We start from the raw sequence: 15,131 nt of genomic DNA, 5'->3' as shown, positions 1-15,131 counted from the left end.
CTAAAACTTCTTGCCGGACTGAAGCAGGCGGGTGATCTCCTCCACCGGCAGCGGGCGACAGAAGAGATAGCCTTGCATCAGGTTACATCCGCGCGCCTGCAGAAAGTCACGCTGCGCGGTGTTTTCCACTCCCTCCGCGATCATTTCGAGCTTCATGCTCTGCACCAGGGCGATGATCGCGACCGTGATGGCGCTGTCGTCGGGGTCATGCGGAATATCGCGCACGAACATGCGATCAATCTTGAGCGTGTCGATCGGCAGACGCCGCAGGTACGAAAGCGACGAGTAGCCGGTGCCGAAGTCGTCGATCGCCATGCGCACGCCGAGCGAATGCAGCGCCTCGAGGGTCTCGGCCGTGATGGGCGCATGCCGCAGCAGCATGCCTTCGGTGATTTCAAGCTCCAGCCTTCCCGGGTCGCCGTCGAGCCGGTCGACAGCCTGTTTGACCACCGTCGTCAGGTTCTGCGTCTGAAACTGGCGCGGCGACAGATTCACCGCCAACCGCAACCGCGGCCAGCCTTGCGCGTGCCACTCGGCCAGCTGCGCACAGGCGGTATCCAGCACCCACTCACCGGTCGGTACGATCAGGCCGGTCTCCTCGAGCAGCGGAATGAACTCGTTCGGCATGACCAGGCCGAACTCCGGGTGCTGCCAGCGCAGCAGCGCCTCGACGCCGACGATGGCGCCCGTGGTCACGTCGACCTGCGGCTGGTAATAGAGACGGAACTCGCCCTGTTCGAGCGCGCGGCGCAGGTTCGATTCGAGCGTCAGGCGCTCGAAGGCGCGCGAGCTCATGTCCGCCGAGTAGAACTGATAGGTGTTCTTGCCCATCTCCTTGGCGCGATACATGGCGATGTCGGCGTTCCGGAGCAGCGTGCTGGCGTCCTCGCCGTCGTTGGGGAACAGGCTCACGCCGATGCTGGCCGTGACATAGAGCGTCTGGCCGTCGACCTGAAACGGCGGGGTCAGCGCCTGCAGCACTTTCTGCGCCACGCCGGCCACATCGTCCTCGGAGGCGACGTCGTCGAGCAGTATCACGAACTCGTCACCCCCGAAGCGCGCCACGGTGTCGCCGTCGCGCACGCTGCGCTGGAACCGCTCGGCCAGCTGCTGCAACAGGCGGTCACCCACCTCATGACCGAGGGTGTCGTTGATGGTCTTGAAACGGTCCAGGTCCACGAACAATATCCCCGCGCGCCGTTCGCGCCAGCGCGCTCCCGCCAGCGACTGTTTCAGGCGATCGAGCAGCAAGGCGCGGTTCGGCAGCTCGGTAAGCGGGTCATGCTGCGCCATAAAGGCCAGACGCTCCTGTGTCTGCATCCGCTCCGTGATGTCCTTGCCGGTGGCGACGAAGTGCGTGATGCGGCCGTCGGTGTCCTTGATCGGCGTGATGGTCTTTTCCTCGTAATACAGGGAACCGTCCTTGCGGCGATTGATGAGCACGTCATTGAAGACCTCGCCGGCCAGGATGGTTTTCCACAAATTCTCGTAAAACCCCGGGCCCTGCCGGCCGGACTTGAGCAGGTTCGGCTGGCGGCCGACGGCCTCGGCGGAGGTATAGCCGGACACCTGTTCGAAGGCCGGGTTGACGTACTCGATCACGCCGTTGCGGTCGGTGATCAGCACGGCATCGGCGGTCTGCTCGAGCGCACGCGAGAGTTTCTGCATCTGTGACTCGGCCTGCTTGCGCTCCGTAATGTCCTGCGCGACCAGCAGCAGGCAGGCGCCCTGATCGAGCTGAATCAGCTCGACGCTGCACAACAACCGGCGCACCTCGCCCGACTTGATGCGGAAGCTGATTTCCAGATCGCGCACGGCGCCATGCGCGCGCACGCCTTCGATGATTTTTTCCCGGTCCCGGGACTCGATCCAGACACCGACCTCGAATGAGGTGCGGCCGACCACCTCCTCCCGCGTCCAGCCGCCGATGCGCAGAAACGTCGGGTTCACCTCCAGAAACTGCCCGTCTTCCAGGCGCGAAACGCTGATGATCACGGGGCTGGCATCGTAAATGACGCGCAAGCGTTCCTCCGAACGCCGCAACGCCTGCTCGGCGCGCATGCGCTCGGTGACGTCCTGCACGGTACCCACCGAACGCAGCGGCAGGCCCTCTTCGTTGTAGTAGTGCACGCTGCGCTCGTGCACATATTTGATGCGCCCATCCGGCATCAGCAACCGGTGCGTGATGTCATAGGGCGTACGATTCGTGACCGACTCGGTATAGGCGCGATGGACGGCCTCGCGATCATCCGGATGCACCGCGTCGAGAAACACCCGCTCATAAGACGGGCCGGAAGGGTGAGGATCGACCTCGAAGATACGGAAAATCTCCTCTGACCACGTCAGCTGATTCGACACCAGGTCAAGCTCCCAGCTGCCGATATGCGCGATACGCTGCGCTTCCTTGAGCCGTGCCTCGCTGTCACGCAGGGCCGCCTCCGCCCGCCGCAGTTCGGTGATGTCCTGGTTGACGACGATGGCGCCGGCGATTTCCCCCTCCAGTCCACGCAGGGGCAGGGCGGAATGCAGGATGGTCTTGCGCGCATCATCGAAACATTCAATATCGATGACTTCATTGAGCGAGACCTCGCCTTTTGTGATGGCGCGCGCCATCCCCCATTCATCGGCGGCAATCGGCTTGCCGGTTTCGACCCACCAACCCTTGTATTCACCGTACTGTTCGATGCCCACATACCGGGCGCCGGCCCAGATGGCTCGCGCGGCCGGGTTGGCGGACACCAGCTTGCCGTGGCGATCGGCAATCCACACCCCCACCGGCAGGGCCTCCAGCACGGTATGCAACAAGCGCTCGCGCTGGCTGGCGGCGGCCTCTGTCTGGCGCTGCTCCGTGATGTCGTGGCCGATCGCCACGATGCCGATGGCCTGACCCGCAGTATCATCCAGACGGCTGACGTTCCATATCATGATGCGCTTGCTGCCGTCCGTGGCGCGGACGGTGTTTTCAAACCCGCGTGTCTCCTTGCCGGACATGACCATCCTGAGGTCATCGTCCACCGTCTGCCACAGATCAGGTGGCAGAAACAGCTCGAAGTAATCCTTTCCCAGGACCTCTGCGCGCCGGCGCCCGTAGACGCGCTCGGCCTCGGGATTGAATTCCAGAATGCGGTGGTCGGGGGACAGGACAATAATGACGTTGAGCGCGGTCTGAACGATCGAGCGCAATCGGGTCTCGCTCTTCAGCAGGGCCTCGTCGGCGCGCTTGCGCTCGGTGATGTCGGTGACAAAACCTTCCAGCGCCAGCAACTCGCCCTGCGAGGAATACACACCGCGGCCCTGTTCCCAGACCCATTTCATTTTGCCGTCGGCCGTCGTGATGCGATAGACCAGCTGAAACGAACGGTTTTGCTTCAGCGCGGCCTGGACTTCGTCCCAGACGGGTTCCCGGTCATTGGGATGAATCAATTCGCCATAGCTGATCGTACGGCGTTTGACGAAATCATCAGGCGCGTAGCCGGTCAGCTGGAGGCAACCCTGGCTGATGAATTCCATGCTCCAGTCCTTGTCGTTACGACAGCGATAAACCAGGCCGGGGAGATTGGCCATCAGCGTCGTCAGGGTGCGGTAGCTTTCGCCCAGCTCCTGGTACAGGCGCTGCCGCTCCAGTTCAGTGCCGGTGCGCGCCGCGACAACCTGCAACACCGACTCCACCATTTCCCGATTGCGCAACGGGTGACGGCCGATAACCGAGATCATGCCCAGCGGTTGTCCGGATGATCCGAAAAGGGGCACACCGACATAACACTCGGCGCCGATATCGACGAGATAACGGTCCCTGGGAAACAATTTTTGCACCTTGCGGGGGTAGGCGCTGGCGCCGCGGCTGATGATCTGCTGGCAGGGGGTATCGATCAGACTGTAGCTGAAGCTGTCCTGAGTCTTGCCGTCCAAACAGGCGCTGACAACATTCACCGTTTCCTTTCGGTCGCTCGCCAGTTCACCGACGAAGGCATACTCCATGCCCAAGGTTTTTGTCAGGTACTGCGTGAGCGAATGCAGGTAGCGCTCCCCGTAGAGAGCCGACAAACTCGTGGCAATGTTGCGCAAGAGATTGCTGGCTGGCTTGCGCTTGCCGGCCGGTGATATCGCACTCCGCCGTCGGAGACGTCTCCGCTTGATATCGGGTTTTGTCGCCATGCGCCCCCGCTCTCCGCAACTGGCCGTCGCGCGCCAATCAGCATGACGCGATTGCCGTTTCGTTGTCAGTGCTGCCGGCCGTGGCAGTTTTCTGTTATGTCCCCTGTTCCAGGGAAATCATAATGCGATAAACCTTACTTTCCATATCCAATTTATAGTTGATCAGGCATGAAATTTCTCAGGCGCCGGGGTTTTTCACCCGGTTTTGCGGTAACTTAACGAAAGCGCCGCGCCACCCTTGATTTTCATCAATGCCCCGCGGGCGCCGGCATTGCTAAAAAACCCGCGGCCAATAACACAGGATCGATCATGCCTCCATCAGCTTCAGCAGCCAGCCCGGAACCGGGCTTCTGGCGGGTATTCGCCGCCGCCCCGCACCGGATGATGTTCCTCCCCGGCGTGCTCCAGACGGTCCTGATCATGCTGTTCTGGCTCACGGAACTGCTCGCACGCGTGGGTTGGTGGCCACCCCTGCCGCTCGTACTGTCCTCCACTTCGGTGCATGTGTTTCTGATGCTGTTCGGGCTGTTCCCGTTTTTCATTTTCGGATTCCTGTTCACGGTTTACCCGCGCTGGATGGGCGGAGCGATCATACCGGCCACGCAATACGTCTCCGTCTTCATTCTTCTCGTAACGGGGATGGTTTTGTTTTACGCGGGCCTGTTCATTTCTTCTCTGCTCGTGGCGTTGGCGCTGGTACTGCAACTGGCGGGATGGGTGGTGGCGCTCTACTCCCTGTTCACGGTCTACCGCCAGGCGCCCAAACGCGGCCCGCACGAGCGTCTGCTCAATCTCGCGCTCGCCGCCGGCGCGGTCGGCATTGCGTGCTTCCTGGCAGGTGTCGTGACCCGGTCGCCGCTGGCGTTCCAGCTGGCGCGCGAGACCGGACTGTGGCTGTTTCTGCTGCCGGTGGTGTTTCTGGTGGCGCATCGCATGATCCCGTTCTTCAGCCAGAGCGCGCTCATGAATTACCTGATGGTGCGCCCCGCCTGGGGGCCGCCGGTGATGGTGATCTGCGTCGTGGCGCACACGGCGTTCGAGATCGCCGGCCTGCCGGCGTGGCGCTTCCTCGCGGATGCGCCGTTGGCGGCAGCGGCGCTGCATCACTCCTGGGTCTGGCAGTTCCGCCGCAGCTTCCATGCGCGGCTGTTGGCCATGTTGCATATCGCTTTCCTGTGGCTCGGCATCGGCATGACGCTCTACGCGGTGCAAAGCCTGGCACTGCTCGTCACCGGCACTGACCATCTGGGGCGCGTGCCGCTGCACGCGCTGGGCATCGGCTTCTTCACCGGCATGGTGGTGGCCATGGCCTCGCGCGTCACGCTCGGCCATTCCGGCCGCGCGCTCGAGGCCGATGATCTCACCTGGCGCGTGCTGTTCGGAGTCAATATCGCCGCCGTGCTGCGCATCGCCGCGGAATTCACGCCCGGCACGGCGGGCAGTGTTTTGAACGGTTTGGCGGCGACGACCTGGCTGCTATCCTTCCTGCTGTGGGCCTGGCTGTACGCACCGATGTACGTGCGCCGGCGCGTGGACGGGAAATCGGGATAACCATGAACCTGGAATCGATGTGGTCGCTGCTCAAGCACGTGCACGTCACCTGCGTCGTGCTTTCCGGCGCCGGCTTTTTCATCCGCGGCATCTGGATGATCCGCGAATCGCCCTGGCTGCATAAGACATGGGTGCGGGTGCTGCCGCATATTATTGATACGACGCTGCTGGTTTCGGCCATTCTGCTGGCGTGGCTGATCCGGCAATACCCCTTCGTGCACGGCTGGCTCACGGCCAAGGTGCTGGCGCTTATCGCCTATATCGTCGTCGGCGCTGTCGGCCTGAAATACGGGAAAACGAAGCAGATCCGCGTCACCGCCTGGCTCGTGGCGCTGGCCATATTCCTTTATATCGTCCTGGTGGCGCTGACGCGACAGGTGTTGCCTTATATCGGCTGAAGCTGTCTCAAAACCTGCTGCGCGTCCGTGATCCGGCTGCGAGTTGACCTTGATCAACACTTTTCCGCGCGCAACCGGTTAGCCTGTTGCATCAGACCCGGCCCATGATCCCAACTTCCTTCCCTCTGCTCACGATCCGTGGGCGTCAGCTGCTTCCCATCATCCAGGGCGGCATGGGCGTGGGCATTTCCGGACACCGCCTGGCGGGCGCGGTCGCAAAGGAAGGCGCCGTCGGCACCATCGCCAGCGTCGACCTGCGGCGCCTGTATCCGGACATCATGCAGCGCCTGCGCAAATGCCACGACCCGGTAGTCCACAGCGCCGCCAACATCGAGGCGCTCGACCGCGAGATCCGCGCCGCACACGAGATCGCGCCGGACGGCTTCGTGGCGGTGAACGTGATGCGCGCGCTGTCGAATTACGCCGAGCTGGTGGTGCAGGCCTGCAAGAGCGGCGCCAACGCCATCATCTCGGGCGCCGGACTGCCGTTCGACCTGCCCGAGCTCACGGAAAAATTCAAAAACGTCTCCCTGATCCCGATCCTTTCGGAAGAACGCGGCGTGCGCGCGGTGCTGAAGAAATGGATGCGCAAGGGGCGGCTGCCGGACGCCATCGTCATCGAGCACCCGCGCTACGCCGGCGGCCATCTCGGCGCCACGCGCATGGAAGAAGTGAACGATCCGAAATTCGACTTCGGGCGCGTGCTGGAGGAAATCCGGCGTGTGTTCCAGGAGCTGGGCATCGCGCTTGGCAGCATTCCATTGATACCCGCGGGCGGCGTCAATTCATTCCAGAAGCTCAAGGAACTGTTCGACATGGGCGCCGCCGGCGCCCAGATCGGCACGCCGTTCGCCGTCACCGAGGAATGCGACGCCCATCCCAACTTCAAGAAGGTGCTGGCCGAAGCGAAACCGGAAGAGATCGTCACGTTCATGAGCGCCGCCGGGCTGCCGGCGCGCGCGGTGCTGACACCGTGGCTGAAAAACTACCTGGCGAAGGAAGAAAAACTGCGGGCCAGGGCGACCCCCGAATGCTCCCAGTGCCCGAGCCGGCTCGAGTGCCTGGCGCATTGCGGCTTCAAGGACGGCAATCCCCATGCCGGCCAGTTCTGCATCGAAACCCAGCTGGCGGCGGCGCAGCGCGGCAACATTCAGCAGGGCCTGTTCTTCCGCGGTTCGGAATCGCTGCCCTTCGGCGCGGAGATACGCAAGGTGCGCGAGCTGCTGGAAGTCCTGCTGACCGGGCGTTCGGCCGGTGCCGCTATCTGAGCACAGTCAACCCGTAGGGCGCATTAGGCGACAGCCGTAATGCGCCGGATGCAGATTACATGCGGCGCAATGCGCTGCGCTTATTGCGCCCTACAGTTCTAAACAAAATCAGTGCGAATGATTAAAGACTGGGCGTGGCGTCGCGCCCGCCCCGGCGGTTTTCGTGCCGGCTCTGGCAGTTGATGCAGCGTTTCGCCGTCGGATAGGCGTTGAGACGGTCGAGGGCGATGCTGTCGTTGCAATCGGTACAGGTGCCGTAAATGCCGTTCTTGATGCGCTCGAGCGCGGCCTCCACGTCGCGGATTTCATCGAGCTCGCGGGCGCGCGTGGTCAGGTTGATGCCGCGCAGCAATTCCGCAAAAGACTCATCCCCGGCGTCGTGCACCATGCCGGCGAGCTCGGTGTAGTCTTCCTGCGTCGAGCTGGCCAGTTCGCGATGGATGATCTCGCGCAGCTCCTCGCGCCGGTCTCTCAGGCGCGACGCAAAGTCTTGCAGCTGCTTTTCGGACAGTTCCGGCATGGTGGCTCCTGAAAATCGTATGTATTGCTCGAGTGCGGCCGCCCTATCTCCGTCCCAAGGGTAACACAGCCCCGTCGTTCCGCGCCTTTCAGTTTGGTTTCAGCTTTGGTTGCTAGCATTCACGGCGACAACCGATAACCCTGCCTGAGGAGGCCGTCATGAACCTTCCCGAAACCCCGTCAGCCCCGGCGACCGTGAAGGTCTGGGACCCGCTGGTGCGTTTGTTCCACTGGTCGCTGGTGACGGCCTTTGCCATCGCCTGGCTCACCGGCGACGAGGAATCACGCCTGCACGAGCTGGCCGGGTACGCCGTCATCGGCCTGGTTCTTGTGCGCATCGTCTGGGGCTTCGTCGGCACACGTTACGCGCGTTTCAGTGATTTTGTCTACCGCCCTTCCACCGTGCTGGGCTACGCCCGGGAAATGCTGAGCGGAAATCCCAAACACTATCCTGGGCATAACCCTTTGGGTGGCATGATGATTATCGCATTGCTGGTGTCATTGCTTGTCACCGGCGTCACCGGCCTCGCCCTGCAGGACACGGAAAAGGGCACCGGGCTCTTCGCCTCGCTCGCGGCCGGGGCCGAGGTCACCATGCCCGGGATAATCGCCAAAGCCGTGGCCGATGATGATGACGAGAAAGACGGGGGCAACGGAGAAATCTGGGAAGAGCTGCACGAGTTCTTCGCCAACCTGACACTGCTGCTGGTCGCGCTGCACATCGCCGGCGTGATCGTCGGCAGCCTGATGCACCGGGAAAATCTGGTGCGCGCCATGTTCACCGGACGCAAGCGCGCCTAGCCGCCGAAGCCCGTGACACAGCTCATCGGAAACAGCGGTAATAGTGCCAAACCAAACAGAGTTCTTTGCGGCTACATGCGCCCATTGCGAAGGGGCCGCCACCGCCCGAGGCGACAGCTCTTTCGGCGGTGGCGGCCGGTGCGACTCAAGGAACTTGGTTTCTTGTGGCGGCCCGGCGTACTCCCTTCGAAGGAGCTTCGCCTCGGAAGGGAGTCGCCCGTTCGCCCCGGGCACTGGGCGCTAATTTCCATTACGCTGAAAGGAGTATTACCATGAAAACACCGGCCATGGCATTCCTCGCCGTTGCCGTTCTGCTGGCCGGCGCCACATCCGGCTTCGCCGGTGAAAGCCAGGATGAGGCCAGGAAACTCCGGGAAGCCGGCGACATCCAGCCGCTGGAGCAGATACTGGAAAAGGTGCGGCAGCATCAACCCGGACGCATCGTGGAAACCGAGCTGGAAAGAGAATCCCGGCGCTATGTCTATGAAGTGAAGGTCGTGGATGAAAAAGGCGTGGTGCATGAACTGGAATACGATGCCAAAAGCGGGGAATTGCTGAAGGCAAAACGGGAAAAGTAAGGTGCGACTGCTGGTGGTGGAAGACGACGCGGCACTGTGCGCCAGCCTGGAACAGGCGCTGGAGCGCGCCGGTTACGCCGTCGACACCGCCGATAACGGCGAGGACGCCGAACACCTCGGCAACAGCGAGTCCTATGACGCCGTGGTGCTCGACCTCGGACTGCCGCGGCGTCCGGGGCTTGAGGTACTGAAGCACTGGCGCACGCGCGGCAGGACCATGCCCGTCATCATCCTGACCGCGCGCGACACCTGGCAGGAAAAGGTGGACGGTTTCAAGGCCGGGGCGGACGACTATCTCGCCAAACCGTTCCATGTCGAAGAGCTGATCGCGCGGGTCGGCGCCATCATCCGTCGCCGGCACGGCGAACCGAAAGGCGGCATCCGCACGGCTGACCTCGCGCTCGACGAGGAACGCCAGACGGTCACGTACAACGGGAAAACCGTCGAACTGACGGGCACGGAATTCCGCCTGCTGCGCTACTTCATGCTGCATCCGGGGAAAATCCTTTCCAAAACCGAGCTCACCGAACACGTGTACGATTTCGACTCGGAGCGCGACAGCAACGTGATCGAGGTATACATACGCCGGTTGCGGGAAAAACTCGATCCCGGCGTGATTCAAACCCGGCGCGGCCAGGGGTATGTCTTCGGCGCCAAATCCTGATGCGCTCGATCCAGAAATATCTCGGTGTCAGCCTCGCCGTCAGTCTCGTGGCGGTGTTCTCCCTGCAGTGGCTGGTGGTATCAGTGACCTTGCGTCACCTGAGCGAGTCAGGCTTCAAGGTGCACATGGAGCACAACATCGAAAATCTCCTCACCGGCATTTCCTTCGATACCGCCGGACGCTTGCAGCTCGCGCCGGATCGCATCGAGAAGATTTACCGGCAGCCCTTTTCGGGCAGCTATTACCGCATCGACTCCGGCAATCAGACGCTGCGCTCGCGCTCCCTGTGGGATCAGGATCTGCCTGCCGTTTCCGGGACCGCGAGCGGAACGCTGACGCAACACGTCCCCGGACCACAAGCGCAATCCCTGATCATGCATGCACGGATTTTCGAATGGCAGGGTCGGCGCATTGTCATCTCCGTTGCCGAGGATCTTGCGCCGCTCGAGGGCGAGATGCGCGAGTTCCGCAACCGCTACGCGCTGGTCTCGCTCGCCGCGCTGGCGCTGTTGCTGGCGCTCCAGGCGTGGCTGGTGCGTCACGGTTTGCGTCCGTTGCGCCGGACACGGACGGAACTCAGGCAACTGGAGCAGGGTGAAGTCTCCCGGCTGAATGAAGCGGTTCCCGCCGAGCTGTCGCCGCTGGTCAGGGAACTCAACCACCTGCTCGCGGCAATGACGCAACGCCTGGCGCGTTCGCGCCAGGCGTTGGGCAATCTCGCACACGCCCTGAAGGGACCGCTCACGCTGCTGACACACCAGGTGGAGGAAGAAAAGACCGATGCCGTGGCCACGCGCCAGGCCATGACGGAACAGCTCCGGACCATGAAACACCTCATCGAGCGCGAACTCAGGCGCGCGCGGCTATCGGGCGCCGCCCTGCCAGGCCGGCGTTTCGATTTTGCCACGGAGTTGCCGGCGCTCGTCGAAACCCTCAAGGCGCTTTATCGCGACAAACCGCTCGGGATAAACCTGCGCATGCCGGCCGCGGTGGCGTTTCCGGCGGACCGCGAGGACATGCTGGAGCTGCTGGGCAATCTGCTGGACAACGCCTGCAAATGGAGCAGGCGCGAAGTGCTGCTTGAGGTGGCGATCAACGAAGGTGCCGTCACGCTCCGCGTCCACGACGACGGATCCGGCTGTCCGGATGAGAGCCTGGCCACCCTCGCGCAACGCGGCACGCGGCTGGACGAATCCACGCCCGGGCAAGGCCTGGGACTCGCCATCGCGATGCAGACAGCGTCAGACTACGGCGGGTGGATCAGCTTCGGCCGTTCGGAAATTCTGGGTGGGTTCCTGGCGACGGTGCAGTTGCCCGTGGCCGGCGATTGACGACAGTCGGGTCAGGAGTGACCGGCCACGACACGCAGTCCGGCGGCGGTTGAATCGTTCCTGACCCCGGCGGTCTCCCCGAGCCACTTGCGGTCGAGGATGCGGATGTAACCTTTCCCGCTTCCGATGATTTTCCTGCGCGCGAAGTCGGCCATGACGCGGCTCACGGTCTCTTCCGTCAAGCCGAGCATTTCGGCGATTTCGCGCCGCGACAGCCGCAGCGGCAGCTCGGCGCCCGGATCGCCGCGTTGCGGTATCAGCGACAACAGGAAACTCGACACCTTCTCCAGCGACGTCTTCAGCCCGAGATCGCGAATCAGGGACTCGGCCTGGTCCAGTTGCTGGCTGAGCGACTCGATCAGGCGCAAGGACACGGCCGGATTCAACTCGAGGATTTGCCGCAGGTCGTTGTGGCTGATTTTGCAGGCGACCACGTCGGTGAGCGCCTCGGCGGTGAACGGGTAGCGCTGGGCCTTGAAAGTCTCGATGCCCAGCAGCTGGCCCGCGACCACGAGCCGCAAAATCTGCTGCCGCCCGTCCGGCATCGAGGTCGTGAGCTTGATCTGGCCGGAACGCAGCGAGAACAGGGAGGTCGCCTCGTCACCCTCGCGGAACAGCACCTCGTGCGGTTCATACATCTCGCGGACCAGGTGTTCGCGTATGTGGCAAACCTGTTCCTTCGAAAGCCCGGAATAAATCCGGTCTTCACACAGGACACAGGCATTGATCTCACAGGCACAGGTAGCCATATCTTGATTACCGGTATCTCCCCCTTCGCGATCGGGGCCGCGACAGGTGGCTTCAATCTAGGGGAGTCGCCCGGACAGGATATTGATCTATGTCAATTCAGCCGTAATGTTGCTGCGCCAGCAATTCCTGCGGGGTGTTGATATTCACGAATTCCCCGGTGGCGCCCGAAAAATCCACCGGCACCACATGGTGGCGACGCAGCCATTCGCCGGCCCCGCGTTCACCCTGTTTCAGGCACTTCTCCAGATCGCCGGCCAGGCTGCAGCGCAGCAGGGCAAACACCGGCTGCAGACTTCCCTGCAAGGAAACCGCCGATGCAACGGCATTGTTGCTGACCAGGGCTTCGGCCAGACGCCGGGCCAGATCGGCCGGGATCGACGGGGCGTCGCACGGCGTGGTCAGAATATAAGCGGTGCCGGCGGCACGCATGGCGCTTAACATCCCCGCCAGCGGTCCGTCGTAATCGCCCATGACGTCGGCGATCACCGGGTATCCGTAGGATGCATAGATGTCGCGATGGCGGTTGGCGCTGATCAAAAGCGCGCCCACCTGCGGCCGCAAGGCATCGATGGCATATTCCACCAGCGGCCGGCCGCGCAGAGGCACCAGGCCCTTGTCGGCGCCGCCGAGGCGACTGCCGCGGCCGCCGGCGAGAATGACGCCCGTGATGTCGCGTGTCGCAATTTCCATCGCCGTCAGAATTCCGTGCTCAAGGGAATAACCACAACCGATTCACCCTGCTGGAAACCGGCGCTGTCGGCCTCGACGCGGATGAATCCGTTGGTCTCGCGCAGCGGTCCCAGCATGTGCGAGCCCTGGCCGCGCAGGGCGGTGGCGACGAGCTTGCCACCTTCGGCCACGATCCGCGCGCGCAAGAACTCGGTGCGGCCGGGGTGACGCCGGAAATCGTTGGCGGCGGTCGCCGCCAGTTGCGGCAGGTGCGAGGCGCCGTGATGCCAGGCGATGAGCGCGGGCTCGACGAACAGCTTGAAGGTCACGAGACTCGACACCGGGTTGCCGGGCAGCGCGAAAAAATGCGTGCGCGTTCCCACGCGCCCGAAGGCGATCGGCTTGCCCGGCTTGATCTTCGCCTTCCAGAATTTTATCTCGCCGATCTCGGCGAACACCTGCTTCACCAAATCGTGATCGCCGACCGAGGCGCCGCCGCTGGTGATGACGAAGTCATAATCCGTGGAGGACTGGAGCCAGGCGCGCAACGCGGCCGGGTCGTCGCGCACCGTGCCGCCGTCCACGGCGTCCATGCCCAGCTCGCGCAGCAATAATAATGTCGCCAGGCGATTGGATTCGTATATCTGGCCGGGTTGCAGCGGCGTGCCGGGCGCCACCAGCTCGTCGCCGGTGGCGGCCACCAGCACGCGCGCCCGGGGATAAACCGGAATTTCCGCCACACCGGCGGCGGACAACAGCGCCAGGTCGTAAGCCGACAGTTTTCGTCCGGGACGATACAGCGTATCGCCGCGCCGGAAATCCTCGCCACGGCGGCGCAGGTGACTGCCCGGCTGCGCCGATTTGGGAAAAATGACCCTGTTGTCTTCGAACTTTACATCCTCCTGGATCACGATGGTGTCGGCACCCTCGGGCATGGGCGCGCCGGTGAAAATGCGCATCGTGGTTCCGGCGGCGAGCTTGCCCGGCGCATCGCCGCAGCGGCACTCGCCGCGCAGCGGCAGCGCGAAACCGGCGGCCACCAGGTCGGCGGCGCGCACGGCATAGCCGTCCATGGCGGAATTGTCGAACGCGGGGTTATCGACCTGTGCGTGCAGTTCCTGCGCGGCGAAACGGCCATGCGCCTGCGCCAACGACACTGTCTGCGTCGAGGCCGATGGCGTTACTTCCGCGAGAATGGCGTCGCGGGCTTGTTCCAAAGTCAGCATCCCAAGACGGTAGCGCATTTCGCGTCCCCGTCCCAGAGCCTGCCCTGATTCAGGGATATTTTCGCTGCGGCGCCCGCGCCACCAAGGCGCGCGCCTCGACCGGGCTCTGCACGCCGATGGCCACCAGCTTGTCGTCGATGACCAGCGCCGGGACCGTGCGCAGCCGCCAGCGGTTCACGATCCACTGGCCCTCGGGCGAGTCCAGGTGCACGACCGTGAAATCCAGTTCGCGTTCGGCCGCCACCACGCGCCAGACCGCCTCGGCCTGATCACACGGCGCGCACGCGTCCGTGACCACCAGTTGTACCTTCATAACCTGTCTTTATCCTTCGGGCCGAGGGTGAAACGCACACGGAGCAACGCCGAGGTACATTGGAGTGAAGCGCCGGCAAGGGCATTGACCTTGGTCAAGCGGCCCTGACTGAGGTTATGATTACGCCATGAACCGATCACCCGATGCCGCGCGCGAGTTGCGCCGCGCCTACCTGTTCGCCGACATGTCGGAGCCGCATCTGCAAACGCTCGTCAACGGCATGCAGGACATCCATCTCGATACCGGCAAGACGCTGTTCCGCCAGGGACAGCCGGCGGAACGGTTTTATTTCCTGCGCGATGGACTGGTCAAGCTGTTCCGCCTGTCTCCGGAAGGCGACGAGAAAATCATCGAGATCATGCGCCCGGGCGAGACCTTCGCCGAGGCGGTCATGTTCATGGGCGCCCAGGGGCGCTACCCGGTCAACGCCGAAGCCATCAACGAAAGCCGGCTCTACGCCTTCGAGCAGAAGGCCTTTCTCAACCTGTTGCGCGATTCGAGCGACGCCACCTTCGGCCTGCTGGGTTCCATGAGCCGGCGCCTGCACATGCTGGTGAACCAGATCGAAAGCCTGACGCTGCAAAACGCCACCTACCGCCTGGTGGCCTATCTGCTCGAGGAAATCCCGCGCGACGTCAGGACCTCGCCCGAGGTGCAGCTCACCACGCCCAAGGGCGTCATCGCTTCGCGTCTCGCGATCCAGCCGGAGACGCTGTCGCGCATCCTGGCCAAGCTGCGCCAGGGCGGCCTGATCGAGGTGCACGGCAATCACATCACCATCCGCGACGTGCAGGCCCTGCGCGAGATCGTGCACCTGCCGCCGAAAGAGTAAAAAGCAGTGAAAAATGAAAAGTTAAAAATGTAAAATGAAAACCTCATAAACTTTTCACTTTACACTTTTAACTTTT

14 protein-coding genes are annotated in these 15,131 nt (G+C 63.0%); 8 read left to right on the top strand and 6 right to left on the bottom strand.

Annotated features, from left to right (window positions below; translation table 11 throughout):
- Positions 1 to 4,155 carry a PAS domain S-box protein gene (locus SCL_RS01215; protein WP_096359239.1) on the bottom strand — a complete coding sequence of 1,385 codons (4,155 nt, stop codon included), beginning with the start codon at positions 4,153 to 4,155 and terminating at the stop codon, positions 1 to 3.
- Between the two features lie 309 nt (positions 4,156 to 4,464).
- Between SCL_RS01215 and SCL_RS01210 the strand changes: the two genes are divergently transcribed.
- The 3 genes from SCL_RS01210 to SCL_RS01200 all read left to right on the top strand — a co-directional run bounded on the left by SCL_RS01210 (position 4,465) and on the right by SCL_RS01200 (position 7,372).
- A complete protein-coding gene (locus SCL_RS01210; protein ID WP_096359238.1) occupies positions 4,465 to 5,706 on the top strand; it encodes an NnrS family protein in 1,242 nt (413 codons plus the stop codon).
- Between the two features lie 2 nt (positions 5,707 to 5,708).
- Positions 5,709 to 6,104, top strand: coding sequence for a SirB2 family protein (locus tag SCL_RS01205; RefSeq protein ID WP_197702666.1), 396 nt, complete (start codon positions 5,709 to 5,711; stop codon positions 6,102 to 6,104).
- 104 nt (positions 6,105 to 6,208) lie between these two features.
- Positions 6,209 to 7,372, top strand: a complete 1,164-nt coding sequence (locus SCL_RS01200) for an NAD(P)H-dependent flavin oxidoreductase (RefSeq protein ID WP_096359237.1) — start codon at positions 6,209 to 6,211, stop codon at positions 7,370 to 7,372.
- A 121-nt stretch (positions 7,373 to 7,493) separates the two neighbouring features.
- Here the strand turns inward: SCL_RS01200 and SCL_RS01195 are convergent, their stop codons facing one another.
- Complete coding sequence (locus SCL_RS01195) at positions 7,494 to 7,892, bottom strand: TraR/DksA family transcriptional regulator (RefSeq protein ID WP_096359236.1); 399 nt, start codon at positions 7,890 to 7,892, stop codon at positions 7,494 to 7,496.
- A gap of 158 nt (positions 7,893 to 8,050) precedes the next feature.
- Between SCL_RS01195 and SCL_RS01190 the strand changes: the two genes are divergently transcribed.
- The 4 genes from SCL_RS01190 (at position 8,051) to SCL_RS01175 (ending at position 11,265) form a co-directional block, all read left to right on the top strand.
- A complete protein-coding gene (locus SCL_RS01190) occupies positions 8,051 to 8,692 on the top strand; it encodes a cytochrome b/b6 domain-containing protein (protein ID WP_096359235.1) in 642 nt (213 codons plus the stop codon).
- Between the two features lie 272 nt (positions 8,693 to 8,964).
- Positions 8,965 to 9,270, top strand: a complete 306-nt coding sequence (locus tag SCL_RS01185; RefSeq protein ID WP_197702665.1) for a PepSY domain-containing protein — start codon at positions 8,965 to 8,967, stop codon at positions 9,268 to 9,270.
- A gap of 1 nt (position 9,271) precedes the next feature.
- The gene (locus SCL_RS01180; protein WP_096359234.1) at positions 9,272 to 9,934 is read left to right on the top strand and encodes a response regulator transcription factor; all 663 of its coding nucleotides are present in this window, start codon (positions 9,272 to 9,274) and stop codon (positions 9,932 to 9,934) included.
- Positions 9,934 to 11,265, top strand: a complete 1,332-nt coding sequence (locus tag SCL_RS01175) for a sensor histidine kinase (protein WP_096359233.1) — start codon at positions 9,934 to 9,936, stop codon at positions 11,263 to 11,265. Before SCL_RS01180 ends, SCL_RS01175 begins: the two co-directional genes overlap by 1 nt.
- Positions 11,266 to 11,276: 11 nt before the next feature.
- Here the strand turns inward: SCL_RS01175 and SCL_RS01170 are convergent, their stop codons facing one another.
- The 4 genes from SCL_RS01170 to SCL_RS01155 all read right to left on the bottom strand — a co-directional run bounded on the left by SCL_RS01170 (position 11,277) and on the right by SCL_RS01155 (position 14,223).
- The gene (locus tag SCL_RS01170; protein ID WP_096359232.1) at positions 11,277 to 12,014 is read right to left on the bottom strand and encodes a Crp/Fnr family transcriptional regulator; all 738 of its coding nucleotides are present in this window, start codon (positions 12,012 to 12,014) and stop codon (positions 11,277 to 11,279) included.
- Between the two features lie 97 nt (positions 12,015 to 12,111).
- Positions 12,112 to 12,705 carry a molybdenum cofactor guanylyltransferase MobA gene (gene mobA, locus SCL_RS01165; RefSeq protein WP_096359231.1) on the bottom strand — a complete coding sequence of 198 codons (594 nt, stop codon included), beginning with the start codon at positions 12,703 to 12,705 and terminating at the stop codon, positions 12,112 to 12,114.
- A gap of 5 nt (positions 12,706 to 12,710) precedes the next feature.
- Positions 12,711 to 13,928 carry a molybdopterin molybdotransferase MoeA gene (locus SCL_RS01160; protein WP_096359230.1) on the bottom strand — a complete coding sequence of 406 codons (1,218 nt, stop codon included), beginning with the start codon at positions 13,926 to 13,928 and terminating at the stop codon, positions 12,711 to 12,713.
- A 31-nt stretch (positions 13,929 to 13,959) separates the two neighbouring features.
- The gene (locus SCL_RS01155; protein ID WP_096359229.1) at positions 13,960 to 14,223 is read right to left on the bottom strand and encodes a thioredoxin family protein; all 264 of its coding nucleotides are present in this window, start codon (positions 14,221 to 14,223) and stop codon (positions 13,960 to 13,962) included.
- 127 nt (positions 14,224 to 14,350) lie between these two features.
- Between SCL_RS01155 and SCL_RS01150 the strand changes: the two genes are divergently transcribed.
- On the top strand, positions 14,351 to 15,055 hold the full coding sequence (locus tag SCL_RS01150; protein WP_096359228.1) for a Crp/Fnr family transcriptional regulator: 705 nt from the start codon (positions 14,351 to 14,353) through the stop codon (positions 15,053 to 15,055).
- The last annotated feature ends 76 nt before the right edge of the window (positions 15,056 to 15,131 follow it).

Origin of the sequence: Sulfuricaulis limicola (genome assembly GCF_002355735.1) — a bacterium.
GTDB classification, from domain to species: Bacteria; Pseudomonadota; Gammaproteobacteria; order Acidiferrobacterales; family Sulfurifustaceae; genus Sulfuricaulis; species Sulfuricaulis limicola.
Note: the sequence above shows the minus strand (reverse complement) of the source record. Positions and strands in the feature narration are given on the sequence as shown.

Bases quoted from the DNA above. Each gene is read 5' to 3' on its own strand.
- SCL_RS01215 (WP_096359239.1), bottom strand. From the start codon at position 4,155: ATGGCGACAAAACCCGATATCAAGCGGAGACGTCTCCGACGGCGGAGT.
- SCL_RS01210 (WP_096359238.1), top strand. From the start codon at position 4,465: ATGCCTCCATCAGCTTCAGCAGCCAGCCCGGAACCGGGCTTCTGGCGG.
- SCL_RS01205 (WP_197702666.1), top strand. From the start codon at position 5,709: ATGAACCTGGAATCGATGTGGTCGCTGCTCAAGCACGTGCACGTCACC.
- SCL_RS01200 (WP_096359237.1), top strand. From the start codon at position 6,209: ATGATCCCAACTTCCTTCCCTCTGCTCACGATCCGTGGGCGTCAGCTG.
- SCL_RS01195 (WP_096359236.1), bottom strand. From the start codon at position 7,892: ATGCCGGAACTGTCCGAAAAGCAGCTGCAAGACTTTGCGTCGCGCCTG.
- SCL_RS01190 (WP_096359235.1), top strand. From the start codon at position 8,051: ATGAACCTTCCCGAAACCCCGTCAGCCCCGGCGACCGTGAAGGTCTGG.
- SCL_RS01185 (WP_197702665.1), top strand. From the start codon at position 8,965: ATGAAAACACCGGCCATGGCATTCCTCGCCGTTGCCGTTCTGCTGGCC.
- SCL_RS01175 (WP_096359233.1), top strand. From the start codon at position 9,934: ATGCGCTCGATCCAGAAATATCTCGGTGTCAGCCTCGCCGTCAGTCTC.
- SCL_RS01170 (WP_096359232.1), bottom strand. From the start codon at position 12,014: ATGGCTACCTGTGCCTGTGAGATCAATGCCTGTGTCCTGTGTGAAGAC.
- mobA (WP_096359231.1), bottom strand. From the start codon at position 12,705: ATGGAAATTGCGACACGCGACATCACGGGCGTCATTCTCGCCGGCGGC.
- SCL_RS01160 (WP_096359230.1), bottom strand. From the start codon at position 13,928: ATGCGCTACCGTCTTGGGATGCTGACTTTGGAACAAGCCCGCGACGCC.
- SCL_RS01155 (WP_096359229.1), bottom strand. From the start codon at position 14,223: ATGAAGGTACAACTGGTGGTCACGGACGCGTGCGCGCCGTGTGATCAG.
- SCL_RS01150 (WP_096359228.1), top strand. From the start codon at position 14,351: ATGAACCGATCACCCGATGCCGCGCGCGAGTTGCGCCGCGCCTACCTG.